This window comes from Primorskyibacter aestuariivivens, assembly GCF_028023675.1.
Lineage (GTDB): Bacteria > Pseudomonadota > Alphaproteobacteria > Rhodobacterales > Rhodobacteraceae > Marinovum > Marinovum aestuariivivens.
This window is the reverse complement of sequence record NZ_JAQIOZ010000004.1, coordinates 60,718-85,652: the sequence shown is the minus strand read 5'-3', so window position 1 is coordinate 85,652 and position 24,935 is coordinate 60,718. Positions and strand designations below refer to the sequence as shown.

Here is a 24,935-nt window from a genome sequence, read left to right as displayed (position 1 = left end):
GACTTTCCCCCGAAAGCATTCGTTTTGACATCTTTCTAGCGGCTCTTTGCGGTGATAAACAGACCATGTTTGCACAAAGTGTAAAGGCGCCGAAGCTTGCCGATTGCGAAATTACCGACACGAGTGCTTGTCCTCGGCGCGACGGGCAAAGTCGCGACATTGCTGCGTAGGTACTGGGACCTTAACCCACCGGAAAATATAGAATTATTCTGGGCCAGCAGGCGGAAGGAACCAAGAGTAACCCATGTTTGGTCACCGGGCACCCCTGTTGGGCCTTTGCCACAGTGCAATGCCATTCTGGCGCTTTGGGGTACCGTCTCTGGTAGCGTTGATGCGCTTGCAAACAACATAGCGCTTGCGAAGGAGGCGCATCGAGTTGGTGAAGCGCTGGGCGCGGACCGAATTCTGCATGCCTCTTCGATCGCGGTGTACGCGCCACAAGACGACCCGATTACAGAAGACACGCCTCCCAATCCACGCAATGACTATGGCGCCTCAAAACATGCGATGGAACAGGCGGTTGCGGATTTGTCGCCCAAGGCGGTGTGCCTGCGCATTGGCAATGTGGTTGGTGCCGATAGCCTGTTCGCGTCCCTGACCAGAACGGAAACACCGCGCCTTGACCAGTTTCCGGATGGCTTCGGCCCGGTTCGCGGTTACCTCAGGATCGAAACGCTCGCCGCCAGCGTTGAGGCCATTGCGACGTCGGATCTCGAAACACTCCCCTGTGTAATCAATGTCGCCGATGCCAGCCCGATTGACATGGCGGATATTCTACGCGCTGCTGGCCGCGATTTTGATTGGAAACCGGCGCCCGATGGCGCGACACCCTGCATGCAGATGGAAATGACACGCCTAGTCGGCGTTCTGGGACATCCTCTTGAACCGGTGGATGCCCATGCGCTTGTCGCGGAATGGCGCAGATTGCGGGACCGGTCATGACACCCCAGAAGCGGCTGTTCGATATCGTCTGTGCTTTGGCCCTGCTCGTTGTCCTGAGCCCGCTGATGCTGATTATCGCGGTGCTTATTCTGCGGGAAGACGGGCGCCCGGTTCTCTACGTGTCTGAACGTATGAAAACGCCGGATCAGGGGTTTCTTCTGTTCAAATTCCGCACGATGTCCGTGGCCAAGGCGGATAGCGGTGTGTCTGGTGGAAACAAATCCGCGCGCATCACACGGTTGGGGGCACAACTCCGGGCCAAGCGGCTGGATGAACTGCCGCAATTGTTCAATATCCTGAAAGGTGACATCAGCTTTGTGGGTCCACGCCCGCCGCTTCGTATGTATGTCGAGCGATTCCCCGACCTATATGGCGAAGTGCTGAAATCCCGGCCCGGTGTGACCGGGTTGGCTACGCTCGTGTTTCACGGCTATGAGGAGCGTATTCTGGCCACATGCCAATCCGCCAAAGAAACCGATGCGGTCTATTCCCGCCGGTGCGTTCCGGCCAAGGGGCGGCTCGACGTCATTTATCGTCGCAACCAGTCTCTCTGCTACGACCTTAGATTGATGTTTGCCACGGTGATTCGCTCAATCCCTGTGCGACACCGCCGCCAATCCTAAAGGTTTGCCCGCGCAATGGGCGAGGAATTGCCAGTTTGGATGTTGAGCCTCCAAAACCGTGATCGAAGTGACGCAGGCCGCTGGAGAACAGGGGTTTGCGGCGATAACATGGCACCGGCAGGTTGAAATTGAACGCAAGTTGCTTGAAACCCGTTCCGGGTGGTCGCGAAGAGCTGGGGGCCTCATGTTAAGAGATCTTTTGGTTCGCATGAGCCGAAGCCAGAAAGCTGCGATTATCGTCGCGATCGATGCTTTTCTGGTGATTGCCGCCTTCGTCGGTGGCAACGCGATGCTGACCGGTAGCTTTCCGACCGTTGCAATCCTGAGGGCCAGTACGCCCTTTCTGCTGACCATGGTGCCGGCAGCTATTGCCGTCATTTTGTATTTTGATCTGCACCGCATGAAGTTGAATTCTTATGAACTTAAAGGCGTGATCCAGACGGCTTTGATGGCGTCGGTATCCGGGGCTACCGGTATGCTGACCAGCATAGTTATCGGTGCAGGGATATCGCCGCAGTTATTCGTCATTTTTTCGATGATCCTGTTGATTGCCTCGGCCAGCGCACGGCTTGTTCTGCGCGAAATCGTCATTCGCATTTACCGTCAGGGCAAAGGGCTGAAACGCGTTTTGATCTACGGTGCGGGCCGGACCGGCCAACAGCTTGCCGCAGCGCTTGTTACGGATATCGAAGTGTCCCCGGTCGCCTTTGTGGACGACAATCCCGCGCTGCACGGACTAACCATTTCAGGGCTCAAGGTGCAGTCGTCGAAATCGATCGAACGTCTGGTCGAAACGCATCGCGTGGACAGGATCGTCCTTGCCATGCCGTCGGCAAGCGAGGCGGACAAGGCACGTATCGCACGGCAACTGAGCCATCTTGCCTGCGAAGTGCATATCATGCCGTCTTTTGCCCAGATGGTCATGACCGATGGTCACGCGACGGCGACCAAACCGCTGGACTTTTCCAAGCTGCTGGGCCGCAACCATCTTGAATCCGAACTGCCGGGCGTAAGCGAAGCCTACAAGGGCAAAACCGTTCTTGTAACGGGCGCGGGCGGGTCCATTGGCTCTGAGCTTTGTCGTCAGATTGCCATGTGCCAACCCCGCATGCTGATCATGCTCGATCACTCGGAACTGCTGCTTTACCGTATTCATCGCAAGCTTGAGAGCCTGCATTGCGATGCGGAGATTCGCGCGGTTCTGGGTTCGGTCTGTGAACCGGCATTGGTGCGGCAGTTGTTTCTCGATCATGATATCGACGTTGTTCTGCACGCGGCCGCCTACAAGCATCTGCCATTGCTTGAAACCAATGCCGTCGAAGGCATGCGCAACAACGTGATCGGCACCAAGGTTGTTGCCGATGCGGCCCGTGCCCACGGGGCAGAGCGCTTTATCCTTATTTCGACTGACAAGGCCGTGCGCCCGACCAGTGCGCTGGGCGTGTCCAAGCGACTGGCTGAAATGCTGGTTCAGGATCTGGCGACGCGCAGCACCAAGACGATGTTTTCCATGGTCCGGTTCGGCAATGTGCTTGGCTCTTCGGGTTCTGTCATCCCGCTGTTTCAGGAACAAATCGCACGGGGCGGTCCCGTGACCGTGACACATAGCGATGTGACCCGCTATTTCATGACGGTGAGCGAAGCTGTGCGCCTTGTGCTGCTGGCCGGGTCATTTGCACGCGGTGGCGATGTTTTCGTGCTGGATATGGGAGAACCTATCTCGATCTGGCAACTGGCCCGCAAAATGATCCGAAATGCCGGCTTTACAGTGCGTGATGCTGCCAATCCTCAGGGCGATATCGAGATCCTGTTCACCGGTCTGCGCCAGGGCGAAAAACTGCGAGAAGAGCTTTTGATCGGGTCTGATATGCTTACGACCCCGCACCCAAAGATCCTGCGCGCACAGGAATCGCATCTGTCCGAGCTTGAAATGGCCAATGTGCTGCACGAGCTTCGCCGCCTGATCGAAGATCATGATGAGCAAGCCACCATCGAACTTGCCAATCGCTGGGTTGAAACCGCCAAGAGCGGATCCGGCGACAAGATGGTCCCGGCGACCAATAGCGAGAAGCTGCTTTCAAACTAAAAGACCGGCACGCGTTATGCGTACCGGTCTTCAGTCTTGCGTATCTGCTTGCGCTCAGAATTTGAGGTGCTGAACAGCGATATAATCGAGATGCGGTCCAAACCACTGGCGCGATTTCAGAACAGTGCCAGCGCCATTGACCGTATAGCTGTTGGTGAACTGGATCGACCCACCGCTTTGCTGACAGGATTCCGTCATCTGATAGAGAACCGGCTTGTGTGAACTGCGCGTCGACGTGACCGAGCAGCTAAAGCCAAGCCGCAGCGTCGCGTCCTCTCCATCCAGTACCCGGATTTCGCGCTGCACAGTGCCGCCGGACTTGCTGGCAATCAGTTGGGGCAAGCCGCCAAGATCGACAGACATCAGGTCGCCGCCCAGCCCGCGCGTTCCACGGGCCATGCCGTTTTGCAGCGAGATCGTCTGCCTTGCAGATGTGGCAAATGCCTGCACCGGGCCGTTGCGCCCGATTTCCACGAGCAGGGTAGAGGATTTGGCTTTCTCCAGGTTCACCAGAATAAGCGGTTGCGTGCTTGTGGCCACCGCTTGCTGGACTTGTTCCTGTGTCACCTGAGACGGAGCAGATTTGCCGCCCCCCTTGAGCGTCCCCAGAACCTGCTTGGTGATCTTGCGGTTCTGATCGGCTTCTGTCCCCGAGCCACACCCTGTCAGGACCATGGCAACGGTACCCAGCATTGCGGCCAGAGCTTTGGGAGAGGCGATTGATTTTCCTCCGAGAACTTGCTTGATCACGCTCATCTCCAGAATTTGCCCCAGGTTCTTGCCATGTCAGGTTCGTGGTAACCGCGCACCTGTTCATAAAGGCGGTCGTTCACGTTAAGCCGCGCCCCACCATCGCGTGTCAGGGACTGGATGACCAGGTCGTTGCGCGAGGTCGAAGGCTGCCCGGTCACAGCGCCGATCGGAATGCTGATGCGGATACCCTTGTCAAAAGAGCCTTCGCCGAAGTCTTCAAACGGCACGTCCGTAAAGGTCGCATATGCGCCGACACGCCAGCCATTCTTGAATTCACGGTCCAGACTGACCGTGGCACCGTAGTCTCCGGCCAGATAGCGGCCCACGTCCAATTGTCCGTGGAACCCGTTGCCAAAGGCGTAGTAGGCCGAGATATGACCGTTGAAATCAGGGATCGTGCCGGTTCTTGTTTCAGATGACCGCAGGCCGAACAGCTGATCGAAATCACGCGGTTTGACGTAGTTCAGTTCCGCGCCAAGCGCCAGACGGCTGCCCACCGGTTTCCAGAGGACCTCACCCGAGACACCGGCATACATTTCTTCAAGATAGCCGACCGTGACCCGGCTGTAGAGGTTCTTGCCGGGACGCCCGTAATGCGACAGCGTCAGGTGCTCGATCGCGGGATCACCTTCGGCGCTGTAGCGGGCTTTCTCCGTCCGCACCAGCGGCAGCGCATCGTCATCGACACGGTCCGTGTCAGACAGGTTGCCACCCAGCTTCTTGGTCACAGAGCCCGACGCGATCAGGTTCGGTGACAGGCGAACCTGCGCCTTGGCACGAAGACCCACATCGGCGCGAAGCGGGCTATCCGGATCGAACATGCTGAACTGCAGATAGGGCGACAGCGACCAGCTGAACTGTGGATACTGGCCTTCGAACGCAGCAGGCGCGAGGCCGAACCCATCGAGGATCTGCGCCCGCGCCAGCATTTCGGCGTTGTCCTCATGCTCGAGCGCTTCCAGATCCGAACGTTGCAGGGTGACCGCCGATAGCTCCATGCCGTTTTGCACGGGTACAATCACGAATGTCTCGACCGAGGCAGGCATAATGCGGGTCATTGACCGCGCGGTCCGCCCGATCGCTTGCGGGACCAGACCATAAGTCGTGTTGCGCATCCGCACATAGGCGCGGGTTGGCTCCAGCTTCAGGCCTTCGAGAATGAGCCCATCTGTCTGCATCGCCTTGGCGAGTGTTGTACGATACCCATCCGTAGACTGACCGACCCATCCAAGATCGGCCGCGGCCCCCGGCGCGCGGGGCGCAACGGGTACAGGCGCGGATTCTGCGCCACCTGGAATGCTGGATTTGCGCGGGTTTGTATGAATGGTGAACTGCGCGCCAAACTCGTTGCCATAGGTATGGTACAGCGAGAGTTGGGCACCACTGCGGAAACGATAGTCGACCCCGAAATTGAATGGCGAGTCATGCTCAAAGCTGCCCTGGGCCGCTTCCTGAAGATAGGCGTCGGAAGAATATTCGGCCTTGAAGGTCAGTTGCTGCGTTGGAGAATAGCTCACGCCGGCAAACCCGGCCACATCGCCACGGAACCAGCGGTCATAAGTCGGGATACCGCCACTTCCGAGCAGTTCGGCGGGGCGTTCCCCGGTCGAGGCAAAGGAATCGTAACTTCCCAACCGGCCCCAGCCAACACCACCGGTGACCTCAAGGCCCGGGAAAAGCTCTTTGGTCGCAACAAGGTATTCGGCGCCATAAAGCCCGGTTCCGATGAAATCCTGCAAACCGACCACAACGCTGGGGAGGTATTGGCTTTCTTTCAGAAGCTGGTACCGCAAATCGAAGCTGCGATCATAATACACGCCATCGACAGAGCCGGTTACCGGGAAATCGCTGATCGAAGAGTAGCGGAAGCTGCCAGAAAGGCGCGGCGTGATCTGGAAGGTCAGGGTAGATCGGAACTGGTTCCCCGCCCCTGCAAATGTGGTGGACAAGGTCGCATCAGGCGCAACCCGCGCGTTGGGCATATCAACAAGCCCGGGCGTGCCATACATATTGAACGAAGGAATGTCCTCGGCGTGTCCGGCCGTAGTGCCAAGGCAGGCCATGACGGTGACCAGAGGAAGCGCGCAGGCATTGCGTGAAGTCAAACGGATTGGCATGAGCACGTCCTGTCGAAAAAGTGATAGCCAACTGTTAAGCGACCATACCCGACAAGTCCATCGCCCCACCGGCAGAACAATGCCCATTGTGGCAAAATTAAACGATCTCTGCCTCAAATCCCCGCTTCATCGGAAGCGGCATTAATCCTCCGGTAAGGTCCGGCTTGGTATCACAGTCCTTGGGTGAAAAAGGTGGTGAGACATGAGTGCCAACGGCAACGTTGCGCCAGTCATCATCAAAAGGAAAAAGGTCGTTGGCGGTGATGGGCATCATGGTGGTGCCTGGAAAGTGGCATATGCCGACTTTGTCACTGCTATGATGGCCTTCTTCTTGTTGATGTGGCTGTTGAACGCAACAACGGAAAAGCAACGCAAAGGGATCGCTGACTATTTCAGTCCGACGATTCCGGTCAATCGCATTTCGGGTGGTGGTTCCGGGATGTTCGGCGGGAACAGTGTCTTTTCTGAGGAGACATTGCCGCAGAACGGGACTGGCGCATCCAATCGAAATCCGACCAGTTCCGATCAGGCGCGCGGCGACACGGGAACATCCGACAAGGATGCCGGGGCGCAGATGGAGCTCGCCAAGATCGAAGATGTTCTTTACGGCCGTGGCGGAGAAAGCATGGTGGCCGAAAACGAGCTGCGGCATGTAATTTTGAAATCAACCGACGAGGGGCTGGTCGTGGAATTGTTCGAGCTGCCTGACAGCCGTCTGTTTGGCGAAAACGGATCACCAACCCAGGTTCTGATTGCCTTGGGCCGGGCTATTCGCGAGGTGTCACGCACGGTCTCCAATCCGATCGCTGTCGAGGGTCATGTACCGACCCAACCTGTGGTTGTCGCACAGAAAAATGATTGGGAACTGTCCGTCGAACGGGGCCAGATGATGCGTCGGCTGCTCGAGGAACTGGGCATTGATGCGGCCCGGTTTGGTCGTGTCACGGGCCACGCGGATCGCGAATTGGTCAATGACAATCCGATGTCGTTGCGCAACAGCCGGCTCGAGATCATCTTTCTGCGGGACGATGGCGTTTAGGAAGGATTTTAGTTGTTAGGCGGGCATTAAGGTCGAGCGTCTATCTCTTGCGTTCAAGTGATGTTGACGCAGCAGAAAGGCTTGTCCATGACAATTTCCTCCTCCCTTAATGCCGGGGTTGCCGGTCTGAACGCCAATGCCAACCGGTTGGCCGCCATTTCAGACAATATCGCCAACTCGTCCACCTATGGCTACCGGCGTGTCACGACGGATTTTCAGTCCATGGTCATGGCCGGGTCCGGGTCGAGCTCGGTCTATTCTGCGGGCGGTGTCCGGACCAGCAATTTCCGCCTGATCGATGAGCAGGGCGCGCTTGTTGGGACCAACAATTCAACCGACCTCGCGGTGCGTGGTCGCGGGTTTCTCCCGGTGGCGCAGGCCAGCGAAGTTGGTTTGGGCAATGGCTCGAGCCAGATGTTCCTGACCAGCACGGGTTCATTCCGAACCGATGCCAATGGCTATCTGCGCTCGGAATCGGGCTTGGTTCTGCTGGGCTGGCCGGCCCAGCCCGATGGAACGATCCCGCCCTATCCGCGTGACACCTCGGACGGGCTTGAGCCGGTTCAGATCAACGTCAACCAGTTCTCGGGTGAGCCGACGACGCGCATGTCGCTTGGCGTCAACCTGCCCGCAACCTCGACCGAGGCGGGGTCGACCACGGGAAATGAGCTTTTGTCCGTCGAATATTACGACAACATCGGCACGTCCCAGAATCTTGGTATCGAATTCATTCCTACCGTTCCGGGCACCGGATCTTCCAATACATGGACGATGCAGATTACCGACTCCGCTCAGCCCGGCGTCGTGATCGGAGAATATGAACTGACCTTCAATGATGACAGAGCCAATGGCGGCACGCTGGCTGGCGTCACGGCCCTGACCGGCGGTGCCTATGATCCGACCGAGGGCACGCTGACCGTCAACGTGGCGGGCGGACCGATGGTACTGGATATCGGTCAATTGAACTCCAGCGACGGCCTGACCCAATTGTCAGACAGCTTTGCGCCCTTGTCCATTTCCAAAGACGGTTCGCCGGTTGGCAACATGACCTCTGTTGAAGTGGATGCAAACGGTCTGGTCCACGCGTTTTTCGATACCGGCATCACCCGCACAATCTACCAGATCCCGCTTGTAGATCTGCCGAATCCCAATGGCATGGTCTCGCTCGACAGCCAGACCTACATGCCGTCACCAGACAGCGGATCCTTTTATCTCTGGGATGCGTCTGATGGTCCGACCGGTGATATCGTCGGCTATGCGCTGCAGGAATCCGCGACCGATGTGGCCAGTGAGCTGACCGACATGATCCAGACGCAGCGCGCCTACACATCGAATGCCAAGGTGATCCAGACTGTGGACGAGATGCTGCAGGAAACCACGAATATCAAACGGTAAACCCTTCGCTGACGAAAGGATCAGGCCATGTCGCTTTCCGGTTCGATTTCAAATGCGCTGTCCGGCATGCGCATGTCCTCTCTCGCGGCGGAACTTGTGTCGTCCAACCTCGCCAACGCAACAAACGAGGACTATGCCGCCCGCTCCCTGTCCGTGTCTTCGCGCGTCACCGGTGGCACCGGTGGCGTCAGGATCGACGGAATCATGCGCAGGGTCGACCAATCCTTGCTTGCGGATTGGCGCGGTGCGAATTCGGATCTGTCGCACGCAACAACATTGGCAAGCTATGTCAGCCGGGTTGAAAAGGTCATGGCAACACCGGATGATCCGGCATCGCTGACCGCGCGCTTGGCGGCATTTGAAACGGCTTTGGTCCAGGCATCGGCGCGGCCTGACCTGACCACGCGGCTAGATACTGTCGTGTCACGTGCCAGTTCACTTGCCGAAACGTTCAACGGCATTGCTGACACGATCCAAAAGGCAAGAACCGATGCTGACGGGAACATTCAGGACACGGTTGCCCAACTGAACGACAAGCTTGCGCAGATAGTCGATCTCAACACCAAGATTTCGGTCCGCTCGCGCGTCGGATCTGACACGGCGTCGCTCGAAGATCTCAGACAGGGCATCCTTGATGATCTGTCCTCGATCACCCCCATCAGGGTGTTGCAACGCGATCATGACGCCGTGGCGGTGGTGACCAAGGGTGGTCTTGTTCTGGTCGAAGGGACGGCAGCGGAAATCCAGTTCAATGCCACATCGACCGTGACCGAACACATGACGCTGCAAAACGGGTTGCTATCGGGCGTGACTGTCAACGGCGACGATGTGGACATATCCCGGTTTGCCGGAGGGTCGCTGGAGGCGCTGTTTACGGCGCGTGACGAAACCCTGCCTCAGTTTCAGGCGGAACTGGATGAACTGGCGGTTGGACTCGCCACGAAATTCCAGGATGCCAGCGTCGATCCATCGCTCGGCGCTACCGATGCAGGTTTGTTTACCGACGGCGGCGCAGCCTTTGATGTGGTTGATCAGGTCGGCTTGTCGCGTCGTCTGGCCATCAACGCGGCCGCCGACCCGGCTCAGAGCGGTGATCTGCGGCTGATCCGCGATGGATTTCTGGCTGCTCCGGGTCCTGTCGGAGATGCCACAATCCTCAACAACATGCTGAGCGCGCTGACCGCGGCCTCACCCATCCCGGGCGGCATCTTTGCCGGGCAGAACGAGAGTATGCTGACTCATGCCAGCGCCGTCATGTCCCATGTGGGGACAACCTTGAACGGCATTGACCAGCTGACAAGTTTCGCCTCGGCGAAAAGCGCCAGTATTACGCAGGAGCGATTGCGCACCGGTGTGGATACGGATGCGGAACTCCAGAACCTGATGACCATCGAAAAGACCTATGCCGCGAATGCGCAGGTGCTCAAGACGGTCGATGAAATGCTCGATATTCTGATGGGACTCTGACATGAATTTCGCAACGCTTGGAGACCTGTCGCAAACCTTCTTGTTCAAGAGTCGCAACGCGGAGCTTCGCGCTCAAATGCAGCAGTTGCAGACCGAGGTCACAACCGGACTGGCCAGCAATACACGGGAGCATCTGAACGGAAGCTACGCGCAGCTGACGGATATCGAGCGCAACATATCCGTTCTGACGGGCTACCGGACCGTTGGCAACGAAGCCCGCATTGCCATCGATACGATGCAGGCCACCTTGACTGGCATGCAAAGTCGCACCAGCGATCTGGCCGCGAACCTGCACCTCGCGACACAAGCGGCCGGCCAGACTTCGTTGGAACTCGCCACTCAAGACGCGGAAACAGTGTTCCGCTCGGTTGTCAGCGCATTGAATGCCAGCGTCGCGGGGCGCGCGCTGTTTTCCGGTGTCGCGTCGGACAGCGCTGCGCTTGCGAATGCCGATGCGCTGTTGAATAGCCTTCGGACCGCGATTTCCGGTGAAACAACGCTGACCGGTGTAGACGCGCAATTGTACAGCTGGTTCAACATGCCGGGTGGCGGGTTCGAGACCATCGGCTACCAAGGCAGTCTGGACGAAGGCAACCCGTTCAAACTTGCCGATGACGTGCAGATCAGCGTCGCGCTCAAGGCAGATAAACAGGAATTCCGCGATGTCCTGAAATCCGTGGCCAAGGCCGCGCTGGCGATGGACCCGTCGCTTGGTTTTGCCCCTGATCTCTCGCGGACGCTTCTCGCCACGGCGGCCGGGGAACTGACCACCATGCAAAGTGGGCTCGTCGATCTGGCTGCGGGGGTTGGGTTGGCGCAGGAACTGGTCGAAGACACCACGGCACGCAACGAAGCTGCGCTGTCATCGCTGCAGATCGCGCGCAATGAGCTGCTTGGCGTTGACGGGTACGAGGCGGCGTCCAAGCTGGAGGCCGCCCAGTCGCAGGTCGAGTTGATGTACGCGGTCACGGTGCGTGCCTCGCGGTTGACGCTTCTGGATTTCATGCGGTGACCGGTATGAAGCATTTTGCCTTTCTGGGACTGATCCTGTTTCTCTTGCCCGCAATGGCCAGCGCCAATGCCATCCGGATCAAGGATCTGGTGGAATTTGACGGTGTGCGCGGCAATGATCTGGTGGGCTACGGCCTGGTGGTCGGGCTCAATGGAACGGGTGACGGGCTGCGCAATGCCCCGTTTACAGAAGAAATCATGACCAGCATTCTTGAACGGCTTGGCGTGAACGTCACCGGTGAACAGTTTCGCCCCAAGAATGTCGCTGCGGTCTTTGTGACCGCCACGCTGCCGCCCTTTGCCCGATCTGGCAGCATGATTGATGTCACGGTGTCGGCGATTGGCGATGCCAATAGCCTGTTGGGTGGCACGTTGATCATGACCCCGTTGAATGCAGCGGATGGTGAAATCTATGCCGTGGCGCAAGGCACCGTTCTGGCCGGGGGTGCGGCAGCCGAGGGGGATGCGGCCAAGGTCGTCCAGGGCGTGCCGACCTCTGGTGTCATTCCATCTGGTGCCCGGATCGAGCGCGAGGTGGATTTCGAATTGAGCGCGCTCAGTACTTTGCGTCTGGCGCTGAGAGAGCCGGATTTCACCACTGCGGGGCGTATTGAACGGGTCATCAACTCCAGCTTTGGTCGTGGGGTGGCGATTATGCTCGATGCCGGCACGGTCCAGATCGATATCGAGGCCACGCGCATGCCGTCGACCGCGCATGCGCTTGGGCGGATCGAAAACCTGTTGGTCGAACCCGAGCGCAGGGCGCGCGTGGTGGTGGATCAGAGATCGGGCACCATTGTCATGGGGGAAGATGTCCGGATTTCCCGGGTTGCCGTGTCGCAGGGCAACCTGACTCTCCGGATCGAAGAGACGCCGGTTGCGGTGCAACCCAACCCATTTGCCGAGGGTGACACAGTTGTTGTGCCCAGATCGCGCGCGGAGCTTGAAGAAGAGCCGGGGATCAAGCTGGCCGAAGTGCCAGCAGGCACAACGCTGTCCGAGGTGGTTGCAGGTTTGAACGCGCTGGGTGTGGCACCGCGCGACATGATCGACATTCTCAAGACGATCAAGGCGGCGGGCGCGCTTCATGCGGAATTCGTCGTCCGGTGAATTGCCGTCAAGTCGGGTTGATTGGGCCAGCACCTGCCGCTCTTTGCGGCGACCTGTCAGACAAAGCCGGGGTGGCGGGTATTCGGCGCGAATTCCGTGAAACTGAAGCGCGCGACACCTGCCGTGGCGAACGGATCATGCGCCATGCGGTCGCGCAGCGCCTTGAGCGATGGGGCGGTGGCCAGAATGATGCCGCCTGTACGCGGCTCCTTCCGCCCGGCCGCCAGCAAAGTACCATCGGCTTTAAGCTCCGCAACAAACGCCATATGCGCATCTAGATGCGGTTCAATCTGATCGAAGCCACCGTGTAGCTCAGGTTTACGATGAACAGGTTCTGGCCATCCGGGATCATGCTCATGCCGGTTTCACGCTGGCAGTTACGTAGTTCACGCTCAGATCCCGATCTGAGATCGACCATTTCCATGTGATCGGATTGAAAACGAAGCCTTTGCGATCCACCGGGTTCATGCCCGATTTCTTGAGAAGCTCGAACAATTCATGCGGGGTGATGAACTTCGACCATTCATGGGTCCCCTTGGGCAACCAGCGCATGACATATTCCGCACCGACAATGGCCATGGCAAAGCTCTTGGGGTTGCGGTTGATCGTTGAGCAAATCTGCAGCCCGCCGGGTCGCAAAAGTCGCTGGCAGGCGGTCAGATACGCGAGAGGGTCGGCAACATGTTCGACCACTTCCATGTTCAGGACGATGTCGAATTGTTCACCCTGGTTCACCATCGCCTCGGCCGTGACATGGCGATAGTCGATCTCAAGTCCCTGTTGCTCGGCATGAAGCTGAGCCACCGGAATATTGCGTTCCGCGGCATCCGCGCCCACCACGGTGGCCCCCAACCGCGCCATGGGTTCGCAGAGCAATCCGCCGCCGCAACCAATGTCCAGCAGGCGCAAACCGGTGAATGGCTTGGGCTGGCTCAGATCGCGGCCAAATTCCCCGGCGATCTGCTGTGTGATATAGTCAAGCCGACAGGGGTTGAGCATGTGAAGCGGCTTGAATTTACCGTTCGGATCCCACCATTCCGCGGCCATGGCCTCGAATTTCGAAATTTCGCCCGGATCGACGGTGTTAACGGCAGTGTTCATGTCACGCTCCCTATGGTCTTTGGCCCTTTGTCTCTCATATAGGAGGATTATGGACAAATTCTCAGGCCAAAAACGCGCAGTGCAGTATCTTCATCCGCCGATTGACCCGTTCGACCAGCGTATGGTGGATGTGGGTGACGGGCACCAGGTCTATGTCGAGCAATCCGGCCGCCATGATGGTAAGCCGGTTGTCGTGCTGCATGGTGGTCCGGGCGGCGGATGCAGCCCTGCGATGCGGCGGTATTTCGACCCGTCGGTTTACCGCGTGATCCTGTTCGACCAGCGCGGCTGTGGCCGGTCCCGTCCGCATGCGTCGGTCACCAATAACACGACCTGGCATCTTGTCCGTGATATTGAACAAATCCGCAACTTGCTGGAAATCGACAGCTGGGCCGTGTTTGGCGGGAGCTGGGGTGCCACCCTGGCGCTGATCTATGCGCAAAGTCATCCAGAGGCGGTCAGTCACCTCATTCTGCGCGGGGTTTTCCTCATGACGCAGGAAGAACTGAACTGGTTCTACGGCGGTGGCGCTGGGCAGTTCTGGCCCGAGACCTGGGAGCGTTTCAGCGATCTCATCCCCGAGGATGAACGCGGCGACATGATTGCGGCCTATCACAAACGCCTGTTTTCCGGGGACACGGCGGAAGAGGTCAAATATGCGCGCGCTTGGTCGGCCTGGGAAAACGCGCTGGCCTCGGTCTATTCCTCGGGCAGCGGTGTAGAGGCGCCCGGCGATTATGCCCGCGCCTTTGCGCGGCTTGAGAACCATTACTTCATCAATCACGGCTTTCTGGACTATGACGGTCAAATTCTAGACCAGATGGACCGCATCGCGCATATCCCCGGCGTGATCGTTCAGGGGCGCTATGACATGATTTGCCCGCCGCGCAAGGCATGGCAGCTGGCGCGGGCCTGGCCCAACGCCGATCTGCACATGATCCGAAATGCGGGTCACGCCCTGTCCGAGCCTGGCATCAGCGCCGAGCTCGTGCGTGTCATGGATGAGCTTGCCGATCTGTAATCGCCGCGCCGGTTTCCGAAATTCGGAAGCAAGATTTTGATTTCCTTAAAAACGGGTTTACAGGCGCAACCTGATCGTTAGGCTTTCCCGCAACAAAAAGACAACGGGGATAACCGGCCACGTGCCTGGCGTTCTGAAAATCATATTGCAGCGGCTCGCGCTGGGCGTGCTGACGCTGTTCATCGTATCCATTGTAATCTTTACGGCAGTGAACATGCTGCCGGGGGATTTCGCGGAATTGATTCTGGGGCAGGGGGCCACGCCCGAGGCCGTTGCCTCGATCCGGCGTGATCTTGGCTTGGATCAACCGGCGCTCACCCGTTATTTCGAATGGTTGGGTGACATGCTCACCGGCAATCTTGGCACTTCATTCGCGCAGCTGAACTTTCAGACCAATATGGGCGGCGGCGAGATGAAGACCGTGGTCAGCCAGATCGCGCCGCGTTTCGCCAACACCATGTTCCTGGCCGGCGTGACGGCGGCGATTGCGGTGCCTTTTGCGTTGATGTTGGGTATCCTGTCGGCGCTGTACCGAAACTCGGTTTTTGACCGTTTCACCAACATCTTCACGCTCAGCTCGATCTCCAGCCCGGAATTTTTTCTGGCCTATATCCTGATCCTGTTTCTGGCCGTTCTGAACCCGATCCTGCCGTCACTGTCCAATATCTACGAGGGCATGGGATTTGGCGAACGGTTGCAAAAGACGCTGCTGCCCGCACTAACGCTGACACTGGTGGTCACGGCGCATATGATGCGCATGACCCGCGCGGCGATCATCAACCTGTTGGCCTCGCCCTATATCGAGATGGCGCGGCTCAAGGGGATGAGCCCAATGCGGGTGATCGTGAAGCACGCGCTGCCCAATGCGTTGGCACCGATCATCAACGTGATCGCGTTGAACCTTGCCTACCTGATCACCGGGGTCGTGGTGGTCGAGGTTGTGTTTGTCTATCCCGGAATTGGTCAGCTCTTTGTGGACGCCGTGAAGATCCGGGATATCCCGGTGGTTCAGGCCTGCTGCCTGATCTTTGCCGGGGCCTATATCCTGTTGAACCTGACGGCTGACATCCTGTCGGTGCTGTCCAACCCGCGGCTGAGGCATCCGAAATGACGACGCTTCTTTACCTTGCCGCGGCGCTGGTCGCCTGTTTCCTCCTGGGCTGGGTCATGCGCTTTGCCGGTCAATCGCTGACCGGGAACAAACCGTTTTTCCGTGACATGCCGATGGCGGTGGCCTTTGGTTATGTGCTGGGTGCGGCGGTATTGCTGTTTACCCTTTGGTATTATTTCCAACCGACAGTGGATGAAAACGGCGTGCCCGTGGCGGGGGTCATGTTCTTTCGCTGGGCGGTGCAGTTCTTTGTCATCTCGGCGCTGGCGGCATGGTTGTTCCGTTTGCTTGGCCGCTCGGTCGGCACAGACGGATCGCGCAAGCTGTTCCGCTCCATGCCGCTTACCGCGTCTTTCGGCATTCTGATCATTCTGATCTACGCTTTCGTGGCGATATTCGCCGGGGCCATCGCGCCCTATGGTCAGGCCGAGGTCTTCCAACAGGTCAACGCGCTGCCCGGGGGCGACGCCGCCACGGGGGGCAATCCCGATCACCTGCTCGGCACCGACCAGATTGGCCGCGACCTGCTCAGCCGTCTTATTTACGGCGCGCAAAATACGGTTGGCATCGCCTTTGCCACAACGCTGATCGCCTTTCTGCTTGGCGGCAGTCTCGGGTTTCTGGCAGCCACGTTGCAGGGCTGGCTCGATCAGGTGCTGAGCCGTGGTGTCGATGTGCTGATGGCGATCCCGTCGCTGATCTTTGCGCTGCTTCTGATGACCATTGCCAGCGCATGGGCCGGGTCAGAGAAATGGCTGCTGACCGTCTATATGGTGTTGATCATCGCGTTGATCGATTCCACGCGGGTCTATCGTCTTGCCCGTGCCGTCGGCCTCAATATCGTTGTCATGGATTATATTGAGGCCGCGAAACTGCGGGGTGAGGGTCTGCCCTACCTGATCTTCAAGGAAATCCTGCCCAACGCCTATGCGCCTCTTCTGGCGGAATTCGGCCTGCGCTTTTGTTTCGTTTTCCTGACCATCGCTTCGCTCAGCTTTCTCGGTGTCGGTATTCAACCGCCTCTGGCCGATTGGGGCACCATGGTGCGCGACCTGGCGCAATTCATCAACTTTGCGGCCTTCTCGCCGCTGACCGCAGCGCTGCCGCTGTTGGCCGCCGGGGCCATCGCGCTTTTGACCGTGGCGGTGAATTTTGTTGTCGACTGGATGCTGCACAAATCGTCGGGGTTGAAGGAATGAGCCCGCTTCTGACCATCAAGAACCTCGTGCTTGAGGGCCGCTCGGACGAGACCTGGACCCAGATCGTCAATGGCGTGGACCTGACCCTGAACAAGGGCGAGGTGCTGGGTCTGATCGGTGAAAGTGGCGCGGGCAAATCTACCGTGGGTCTGGCGGCGATGGGCTTTACCCGCGACGGTGTGCGGATCAAGGAGGGCGAGGTCGAATTCGACGGGATCGACCTTGTGAATGCCTCGGCCTCGGTGAAACGCAACCTTTTGGGCAAGCGTATTGCCTATGTCGCCCAATCCGCGGCGGCGTCCTTTAATCCTGCGCACAAGCTGATCGACCAACATACCGAAGCGCCCGTGCAACATGGCGTCATGTCCCGGCATGAGAGCGAAAAAGACGGTATCGAGCTTTATCGCAAACTGCGGCTGCCCAACCCGGACGAGATCGGCTTTCGCTATCCGCATCAGGTCTCGGGCGGGCAATTGCAGCGCGCAATGACGGCGATGGCCATGTCCTGCCGCCCCGACCTGATCATCTTTGACGAGCCGACCACCGCGCTCGATGTGACCACGCAGATCGAGGTACTGGCCAGCATTCGCGAGATCGTCGAGGAATTCGACACCGCCGCGATCTACATCACCCATGACCTCGCGGTCGTGGCGCAGATGGCCGACCGGATCAAGGTGCTGCTCAAAGGCGACGAGGTCGAAGAGGCCGACACCCGCACGATGCTGTCCAACCCGCAGGAAGAGTACACAAAATCGCTCTGGGCGGTGCGTGAATTCAAACGCCCCCAGAAGCCCGCCGTTGCCAGCACCGCTACCCCCGTGATCTCGGTCCAGAATGTCACCGCCGCCTATGGCAAGGTGGATGTGCTGAATGATGTGAGCTTTGACATTCACGAGGGTCGCACCGTGGCGGTCGTGGGTGAATCCGGTTCCGGCAAATCCACCACTGCGCGCTGCATCACCGGGCTTTTGCCGCCTCGCATCGGCCAGATCGAACTGGATGGCGAGCCGCTGCCGCTGGATTACCGCAAGCGCAACAAGCATCAGCTGCGTCAGGTGCAGATGATCTACCAGATGGCCGACACGGCGCTGAACCCGCGCAAGACCATTGGCGAAATCATCGGTCGCCCGGTGCAGTTCTATATGGGGCTGCGCGGATCGGATAGACGCCGCCGGGTGGATCAGCTGCTGGAACAGATCGAACTTGAACCCGACCAGTACCGCAACCGGCTGCCCTCGGAACTCTCAGGCGGGCAGAAACAGCGCATCGGCATTGCCCGCGCGCTGGCGGCGGAGCCGAAATTCATCATCTGTGACGAGGTGACAAGCGCGCTGGATCAGCTGGTTGCCGAAGGCATCCTGCGCTTGCTGGCCAAGCTGCAGGATGATCTGCAACTGAGCTATATGTTCATCACCCATGATCTCGCGACCGTGCGGTCCATCGCTGACGAGGTGGTGGTGATGAAGGATGGCGTCGTTGTGGAACAGGGGCCGAAAACAGAAATGTTCAAGCCTCCGCACCACGCCTATACCGACCTGCTGCTCAGCTCCGTACCGGAAATGGACCCCGACTGGCTCACCAATCTGCTGGCCGAACGCGGAGTTGATAACATCGGCGCAGCCGCTGTTGATAAGATGTAACGCGAATCGCTCATTACAGAGCGCAGGACAAGTTCAATTCAGGGAGACCAACATGACACGATTGACACGACGCGGATTGCTTCGCAGCGGTGCCGCCGCCGGTATGCTCGCCGCTTCTGGCCTGCCGCTCCAGGCCCAGATGAAGCGCGGCGGCCGGTTGCGCGCCGGTCTTGCCGGGGCCAATACCTCCGACAACTGGGACAGCCGAACCCATTCCGACAACTTCATGCAAAATGCCGGCAATGGCTGTGTGTTTGATTCCCTGACCGAGGTCGCTGCGGACGGGACGCTGATCGGCGAGCTGGCCGAAAGCTGGGAGGCCACGCCGGACGCCAAGACCTGGACCTTCAACCTGCGTCAGGGCGTGACGTTCCACAATGGCAAGCCCTTTGGCGCGGATGACGTGATCGAATCGCTCATGCTGCACACCGCCGAGGATTCGAAATCCGCGGCCAAGCCGATCGTCTCCGCCATCACGGAGATGAAGAAGATTACCGATCATCAGGTGCAATTTGTGCTGGCCGACGGCAATGCCGACCTGCCCTATCTGCTGTCTGATTATCACCTCAATATCTACCCCGCCGGTCAGATCGAGGAAGCGATTGCCAAGGGGATCGGCACCGGGCTTTACCAGGTCGTGAGCTTCGATCCCGGCGTCCGTTTTGTCGGCAAGCGCGTGGACAGCCATTACAAAGACGGCAGGGCGGGCTTCTTCGACGAGATCGAGTTTATCGCCATCAACGATTCCACGGCCCGGATGAACGCGCTGCTGACCGGCCAAGTGGACGCGATCAACCGCATCGACGTGAAAACCGAGGCGCTGATCAAGGCCAACCCGATGGTCAATCTGCAGGAAGTGACCGGCAACCGCCATTTCACCTTTCCGATGCTGACCAATGTCGCGCCCTTCAACGATGTGAATGTGCGCCGGGCGCTGAAATACGGTATCAACCGCCAGGAATTGCTAGACAAAATCCTGCTCGGCCATGGACGGGTCGGCAACGATACTCCCATCGGCCCGGCCAACCAATATTATGCCGGTGACATGGAACAGCTCTCCTATGATCCGGACAAGGCGGCCTTCTACCTCAAAGAGGCAGGCATGGATTCGCTAAATATCGATCTCTCGGCCTCTTCTGCGGCCTTTGCTGGCGCGGTGGATGCAGCGCAGCTGTACCAATCCTCGGCCAAGCCCGCGGGCATCAATATCAACGTGGTGCAGGAATCGGCTGACGGCTATTGGTCCAATGTCTGGCTCAAGAAACCGTTCTGCGCCAGCTTCTGGTCGGGCCGTGCGACCGAGGACTGGATGTTCTCCTCGGCCTATGAAGACGGTGCGCCGTGGAACGATTCCCAGTGGGGCACGGAGGACAGCGCCCGCTTCCAGGAGTTGCTCGTCATGGGCCGCAAGGAGCTCGACAGCGCCAAGCGCCGCGAAATCTATACCGAGATGCAGATGATTCTGCGCGACGATGGCGGCGTGATCATCCCGATGTTCGCCAACTGGGTCCAGGGCGTGTCGAACAAGATCGCGACCCCGAACACGATTGGCAATCTCTGGGGCATGGACAATGCGCGGATGGCCGAGCGCTGGGCGATGGCGTAAGCCGCGGAAACAAGAACGCCCCGCCGGTTTCGGCGGGGCGTTTTCTTTTGTCGTGAAGGAACGGTTTACAGCACGTAGCGGCTCACGTCTGTGGACCGGGTCAGTTCGCCGAGGTTGTCTTCGACAAAACCTGCATCCACGGTCACCGACTGCCCGGCCCGGTCCGGCGCGTGGAAGCTCAATTCTTCGAACACCCGCTCCATCACGGTATAGAGCCTGCGTGCGCCAATATTCTCGACGCTTTCATTCACTTCGGCTGCGATACGGGCCAGAGCGGCAATCCCGTCCTCGGTAAAGCTCACCTCGACCTCTTCGGTGCCCATCAGCGCGGTATATTGCCGGGTCAGCGCATTGTCCGTCTCGGTCAGGATGCGCACGAAGTCACCTTCGGTCAGAGCACGCAGGTTCACCCGGATCGGCAGCCGCCCTTGCAGTTCAGGCAACAGGTCCGAAGGTTTGGCGATGTGAAACGCACCCGAGGCGATGAACAGGATGTGGTCGGTTTTCACCGCGCCATGCTTGGTGCTGACAGTCGTCCCTTCGATCAGCGGCAGCAGGTCGCGCTGCACCCCTTCGCGGGATACATCGCCGCCGCGCGCGTCCTGCCGGGCGCAGACCTTGTCGATCTCGTCGAGGAAGACGATTCCGTTCTGCTCCACAGCCTCCAGCGCAGCCTTGGTTACGGTTTCATCGTCCAGCAGTTTGTCGGCCTCTTCGGAAATAAGCGTTTCGTAGCTTTCCGCCACGGTCATCCGCTTGCGCACGGTGCGCCCGCCAAAGGCCTTGCCGAAAATATCCCCGAGATTCATCATGCCCATCTGGCCGCCCGGCTGGCCGGGAATATCCATCATCCCGCCCATCGGGTTGGAGGTGTCTGCCAGTTCCAGCTCGATCTCGGTATTGTCCAGAAGCCCGTCCTTGAGCTTCTTTCGGAACATCTCGCGCGTGCCTTCGCGGGCATCCTCGCCCGCAATCGCGCTGATCACCCGGTCTTCGGCAGCCTGATGTGCCTTGGCCTTAACATCCTCGCGCATCCACTCGCGGGTCTGGGCAATCGAGGCATCCACCAGATCGCGGATGATCTGCTCTACATCGCGGCCCACATAGCCCACCTCGGTAAACTTTGTTGCCTCGACCTTGATAAACGGCGCGCGGGCAAGTTTGGCCAGCCGACGCGAAATCTCGGTCTTGCCCACACCGGTGGGACCGATCATCAGGATATTCTTGGGGTACACCTCTTCGCGCAGGTCATCGCTCAGCTGTTTCCGCCGCCAGCGATTGCGCAGCGCCACAGCGACGGCGCGTTTGGCGTCCGCCTGTCCGATGATGAAACGGTCAAGTTCCGAGACGATTTCGCGGGGGGTAAGGTCAGTCATTTGGGATATCCCTTTTGCGTTGGGGGACAGATACGCAGTTGATGGGGGGATTTGAAGGGGTTGAAATCCGCGCGTGCTACCCTTCAACAGACCCAACCCGCCATGGCGGCAGCCGGTCCTTGCCCGGGAACGCGGGAAGGCTGCGCATAAGCGCTCCGCGCAGCACCTCCCACTGCGCACCGAGCAGGATCAGGAAGGACCCCAGCGCGAAGGAGCCGACATGGAAGACCTCGGGCGTGATGGAATAAAACAGCGCCGCGATATAACCGCTGGCCGCGATCAGAAAGGACCGTCGGTCGATCACGATGGCAAACAGGGTCAGCACCGCAAAAAACAGGACCAGCCAGCCATAGGACTGCCAGGTTGCATTAAAGGCCAGCGTGGCAGCGATGGTGTTTACGATGGTCGGTGCAGCCACGATATGCAGCCAGAAGGCGTTTGTTGCCCGACGGGTCACCCGGTGCGGGTCTGACAGATCGAACATCATCGCCACGCCAAGCGCCAGAAAGCCCACAACAATGGTCGCCCAACCATAAAGTCCCGAAGAGCTCAGCAGGAAAAATTCCCGCGGCGATGTCAGAATATCGCCGGACCACGCGATAAAGCAAAAACTGGCACCGAGCGCCCCAAGTGCGACCACCGCCAGCGCAAAGGGGACGCGAAAGGCGATGAAATAAAGCAGCATGCCCACCGATCCGCTTGCCGCTGCAAAGCCGCTGGTCAGAAAGACCTCTCCGGAGGTGCCAAGCCCGATGCCGAATCCGACCAGTCCCGAGCAAAAGGCAAACATCGCAGCCAGCGCGCTGGAGGGGCCGTTCATTTTGCGCTTCAGCGTGAAATAACGCGCCAGAAGGGCCAAAGCGCCCATGCCCACAAAGCCCAGAACAACGATAGCCGTGGCCTTCATGCTCCAAGTCAGGGCTATGGACAGCACCCCGATCCACCCGGCGAACAACACGCCCAGCCCAAGGACGATAAAAACCTCGTTGAACCCGTGGAACAGCTCGAACGGCTCGTCCATGTCGCCCGTAACCGGCCGCCCCTTGGCGCGGGCATCGGCCAGAGCCATGATGCCTGCGGCCTGGCCCTCTGTTATCGTCCCGGCGGTCACCGCTGCGCGGATATCGTCGAGATCGAGGTTCATGGGGCTATTGTTTCCACCGTCAGGTTGCCATTGGTGTAGACACAGATATCCGCTGCAATCGCCATGGCCTTGCGGGCAATCTGTTCGGCGTCCAAATGATCGGCTTCCATCAACCCGCGCGCGGCCGCCAGCGCGAAATTTCCGCCCGACCCAATCGCCGTCACGTCATGTTCGGGCTCCAGCACATCGCCGGCACCGGTGATCACGAACATCTGCGCGCCGTCCGAGACGATCAGCATCGCCTCAAGCTTTTGCAGGTATTTGTCCGTGCGCCAGTCCTTGGCCAACTCCACACAGCCGCGCGCCAATTGCCCGGGCGTCGCCTCCAGCTTGGCCTCCAGCCGCTCCAGGAGCGTGAAGGCATCCGCGGTGGATCCGGCAAAGCCACAAACCACGTCCGAGCCGCCCGGCGACAGCCGCCGCACCTTGCGCGCGCTGCCCTTGATGACCGTCTGGCCAAGGCTCACCTGCCCGTCGCCGGCAATCACGACCTTGCCGTCTTTCTTCACGCCGATGATCGTGGTGCCGTGCCAGCCGGGGAATTCGTTGCTCATGGGGCCTCCGTTCAAGGTTTGCGCCTATATGGAAGCCCGGCGCGCGCCATGCAACCCTAGCCCAGCATATCGCGGAGCACCCGCTCAAAGATCGCGATGCCGCGCGGGATCAGCTGGTCGGGAAAATCATAGTCGGGATTGTGCAGCGCTGGACAGGTTTCGCCCGCACCCAGAAAGAGCATGGCGGATTTCGCATATTGCCCGAACCGGCCGAAATCCTCGGATGCGCTCATGGGGCACCCGGCAGTGTCATGCGAGATACCCAACCCGTCCAGTGCCGACCGGAGTATGGACACGGCCTCGGGGTTGTTTTCGCAGTGATGGAACACATCGACATAGTCCCAATCCGCGCACACCCCATATTGCTCGGTCGTTTTACGCACCAGCGTTTCCGCCTGCGCAAGAAGCGCGTTCATCCCGGCATCCGTGGCGGTGCGCAGCGTCGCAAAAATCTCGGCTTCGCCGGGAGATATCCCAAAAGCGGGCGCGCCCATCCGCAGATGGGTCAGCGTGACCAGCGTAAAATCCGGCTCGCCAATCTTGCCCCGGCTCAAAGCGGGAAACGCATGTGCCAGCTCGGCCAGCACAGGGGCTGGGGACACGCCGTTTTGCGGCTCGGATGCATGGGCCTCTTTCCCGCGCAGGCGCAGCTTCATGCCGCGCGAGGCACAGTTCACCGGGCCTTCGGCCAACCCCACGTGACCCAGCGCAAAGCCCGGACGATTGTGCAGGGCAAAGGCATAGTCGGGACGAATCTCGGCGAATTTGGGGTCTTCGGTGACCGCACCGGCCCCGGCCCCTGTTTCCTCGGCCGGTTGAAACAGCAATACAACGCGCCCGTGCAAGGGGGGCTGACGATGCAACAAGCGGGCAAGGCCCGCGACGATGGCCATATGGCCGTCATGTCCGCATAGATGCGCCTTGCCGTGAGAGGTCGATGCGTGGCTGGCACCCGAACGCTCCTGAATCGGTAAGGCGTCCAATTCGCAGCGGATCATGACCGTTGGGCCATCGGCACTGCCTTCATATATCGCGGCAAGCCCGTGACCGCCGATGCCGGTGATCATCCGGTCCGGGTCATGCGCCGAAAGCATGAATTTCACCCGACGTGCGGTATCTTGCTCTTCCCCGGAAAGCTCGGGGAACCGGTGCAGTTCACAGCGAAACGCGGTGAGTTCCGAAATATCAAAGGGGGTCAGTTGTGACATGTCGCGCAGGATGGGGCGAAAAGGGTGAGAAAGCAAAAAAGAAAGCCGCCGCTGCAGGGGCAGCGGCGGCTGGCAATTCTTATCCCGATGGCATCAGGCGATGCTTTCGTCGATCCAGCTTTGCAGCGCGGCTTTCGGCGCGGCACCGGTCTTGTTCGACACAACCTGACCATCTTTGAAGATGAACAGTGCCGGAATACCACGGATGCCCATGGCGGCGGCAGAATTCGGGTTGGAGTCCACGTCGACCTTGGCAATCTTGACCTTGTCTCCGTATTCGGCAGAAAGCTCTTCGAGCGCCGGGCCGATCTGTTTGCAGGGGCCGCACCATTCGGCCCAGAAATCCACGACAACGGGGACTTCGGAATTTTTCACTTCGGCGTCAAAGGTATCGTCGGTTACGGCAACGGTGGCCATGGTCTCTCTCCTGAC

At 59.2% G+C, this 24,935-nt stretch carries 22 protein-coding genes; 13 read left to right on the top strand and 9 right to left on the bottom strand.

Features of this window, described 5'->3' with window-relative positions:
• Positions 1–96: 96 nt before the first annotated feature.
• From PGB28_RS04310 to PGB28_RS04300, 3 genes are all read left to right on the top strand, one after another.
• Positions 97–942 carry an NAD-dependent epimerase/dehydratase family protein gene (locus PGB28_RS04310; protein ID WP_271420259.1) on the top strand — a complete coding sequence of 282 codons (846 nt, stop codon included), beginning with the start codon at positions 97–99 and terminating at the stop codon, positions 940–942.
• The gene (locus PGB28_RS04305) at positions 939–1,565 is read left to right on the top strand and encodes a sugar transferase (RefSeq protein WP_271420502.1); all 627 of its coding nucleotides are present in this window, start codon (positions 939–941) and stop codon (positions 1,563–1,565) included. Before PGB28_RS04310 ends, PGB28_RS04305 begins: the two co-directional genes overlap by 4 nt.
• Positions 1,566–1,773: 208 nt before the next feature.
• Complete coding sequence (locus PGB28_RS04300) at positions 1,774–3,651, top strand: polysaccharide biosynthesis protein (RefSeq protein ID WP_271420258.1); 1,878 nt, start codon at positions 1,774–1,776, stop codon at positions 3,649–3,651.
• Between the two features lie 54 nt (positions 3,652–3,705).
• Here PGB28_RS04300 and PGB28_RS04295 read toward each other — a convergent pair whose 3' ends face one another.
• Together PGB28_RS04295 and PGB28_RS04290 are read right to left on the bottom strand one after the other, a co-directional pair.
• Positions 3,706–4,407 (bottom strand): YjbF family lipoprotein, encoded by a 702-nt coding sequence (locus tag PGB28_RS04295; protein ID WP_271420257.1) that lies wholly within the window; start codon positions 4,405–4,407, stop codon positions 3,706–3,708.
• A complete protein-coding gene (locus PGB28_RS04290) occupies positions 4,404–6,521 on the bottom strand; it encodes a YjbH domain-containing protein (RefSeq protein WP_271420256.1) in 2,118 nt (705 codons plus the stop codon). The genes PGB28_RS04295 and PGB28_RS04290 overlap by 4 nt, the downstream gene beginning before the upstream one ends.
• Positions 6,522–6,723: 202 nt before the next feature.
• Between PGB28_RS04290 and PGB28_RS04285 the strand changes: the two genes are divergently transcribed.
• From PGB28_RS04285 to PGB28_RS04265, 5 genes are all read left to right on the top strand, one after another.
• Complete coding sequence (locus PGB28_RS04285) at positions 6,724–7,560, top strand: OmpA/MotB family protein (RefSeq protein WP_271420255.1); 837 nt, start codon at positions 6,724–6,726, stop codon at positions 7,558–7,560.
• An 87-nt stretch (positions 7,561–7,647) separates the two neighbouring features.
• A complete protein-coding gene (locus PGB28_RS04280) occupies positions 7,648–8,955 on the top strand; it encodes a flagellar hook protein FlgE (protein WP_271420254.1) in 1,308 nt (435 codons plus the stop codon).
• Positions 8,956–8,982: 27 nt separating this feature from the next.
• Positions 8,983–10,422, top strand: a complete 1,440-nt coding sequence (flgK, locus tag PGB28_RS04275) for a flagellar hook-associated protein FlgK (RefSeq protein ID WP_271420253.1) — start codon at positions 8,983–8,985, stop codon at positions 10,420–10,422.
• A 76-nt stretch (positions 10,423–10,498) separates the two neighbouring features.
• Positions 10,499–11,434: a flagellin gene (locus PGB28_RS04270; protein WP_271420252.1), complete on the top strand. Its 936-nt coding sequence runs from the start codon at positions 10,499–10,501 to the stop codon at positions 11,432–11,434.
• Positions 11,435–11,439: 5 nt separating this feature from the next.
• The gene (locus PGB28_RS04265; protein WP_271420251.1) at positions 11,440–12,543 is read left to right on the top strand and encodes a flagellar basal body P-ring protein FlgI; all 1,104 of its coding nucleotides are present in this window, start codon (positions 11,440–11,442) and stop codon (positions 12,541–12,543) included.
• Positions 12,544–12,599: 56 nt separating this feature from the next.
• Here the strand turns inward: PGB28_RS04265 and PGB28_RS04260 are convergent, their stop codons facing one another.
• Both PGB28_RS04260 and ubiG read right to left on the bottom strand, forming a co-directional pair.
• Positions 12,600–12,833 carry a YciI family protein gene (locus PGB28_RS04260; protein ID WP_408636215.1) on the bottom strand — a complete coding sequence of 78 codons (234 nt, stop codon included), beginning with the start codon at positions 12,831–12,833 and terminating at the stop codon, positions 12,600–12,602.
• Positions 12,834–12,897: 64 nt separating this feature from the next.
• Entirely contained in the window at positions 12,898–13,644 is a 747-nt protein-coding gene (ubiG, locus tag PGB28_RS04255; protein ID WP_271420249.1) for a bifunctional 2-polyprenyl-6-hydroxyphenol methylase/3-demethylubiquinol 3-O-methyltransferase UbiG, read from the bottom strand.
• A gap of 49 nt (positions 13,645–13,693) precedes the next feature.
• Here ubiG and pip point away from each other — a divergent pair, with 49 nt between their 5' ends.
• The 5 genes from pip to PGB28_RS04230 all read left to right on the top strand — a co-directional run bounded on the left by pip (position 13,694) and on the right by PGB28_RS04230 (position 20,221).
• Positions 13,694–14,665 (top strand): prolyl aminopeptidase, encoded by a 972-nt coding sequence (gene pip / locus PGB28_RS04250; protein WP_271420248.1) that lies wholly within the window; start codon positions 13,694–13,696, stop codon positions 14,663–14,665.
• A gap of 121 nt (positions 14,666–14,786) precedes the next feature.
• On the top strand, positions 14,787–15,776 hold the full coding sequence (locus PGB28_RS04245) for an ABC transporter permease (protein WP_271420247.1): 990 nt from the start codon (positions 14,787–14,789) through the stop codon (positions 15,774–15,776).
• Positions 15,773–16,975, top strand: coding sequence for an ABC transporter permease (locus PGB28_RS04240; protein ID WP_271420246.1), 1,203 nt, complete (start codon positions 15,773–15,775; stop codon positions 16,973–16,975). The genes PGB28_RS04245 and PGB28_RS04240 overlap by 4 nt, the downstream gene beginning before the upstream one ends.
• The gene (locus tag PGB28_RS04235) at positions 16,972–18,615 is read left to right on the top strand and encodes an ABC transporter ATP-binding protein (protein ID WP_271420245.1); all 1,644 of its coding nucleotides are present in this window, start codon (positions 16,972–16,974) and stop codon (positions 18,613–18,615) included. Before PGB28_RS04240 ends, PGB28_RS04235 begins: the two co-directional genes overlap by 4 nt.
• Positions 18,616–18,667: 52 nt before the next feature.
• Entirely contained in the window at positions 18,668–20,221 is a 1,554-nt protein-coding gene (locus tag PGB28_RS04230) for an ABC transporter substrate-binding protein (protein WP_271420244.1), read from the top strand.
• Positions 20,222–20,286: 65 nt separating this feature from the next.
• On the opposite strand, the gene hslU is transcribed toward PGB28_RS04230, so the two are convergent.
• The 5 genes from hslU to trxA form a co-directional block, all read right to left on the bottom strand.
• A complete protein-coding gene (gene hslU, locus PGB28_RS04225) occupies positions 20,287–21,597 on the bottom strand; it encodes an ATP-dependent protease ATPase subunit HslU (RefSeq protein ID WP_271420243.1) in 1,311 nt (436 codons plus the stop codon).
• Between the two features lie 76 nt (positions 21,598–21,673).
• A complete protein-coding gene (locus PGB28_RS04220) occupies positions 21,674–22,741 on the bottom strand; it encodes a hypothetical protein (protein ID WP_271420242.1) in 1,068 nt (355 codons plus the stop codon).
• Positions 22,738–23,295: an ATP-dependent protease subunit HslV gene (hslV, locus tag PGB28_RS04215; protein WP_271420241.1), complete on the bottom strand. Its 558-nt coding sequence runs from the start codon at positions 23,293–23,295 to the stop codon at positions 22,738–22,740. Before hslV ends, PGB28_RS04220 begins: the two co-directional genes overlap by 4 nt.
• Positions 23,296–23,351: 56 nt before the next feature.
• Positions 23,352–24,503 (bottom strand): amidohydrolase, encoded by a 1,152-nt coding sequence (locus tag PGB28_RS04210; protein WP_271420240.1) that lies wholly within the window; start codon positions 24,501–24,503, stop codon positions 23,352–23,354.
• A gap of 93 nt (positions 24,504–24,596) precedes the next feature.
• Positions 24,597–24,920, bottom strand: coding sequence for a thioredoxin (trxA, locus tag PGB28_RS04205; RefSeq protein ID WP_271420239.1), 324 nt, complete (start codon positions 24,918–24,920; stop codon positions 24,597–24,599).
• Positions 24,921–24,935 lie beyond the last annotated feature (15 nt).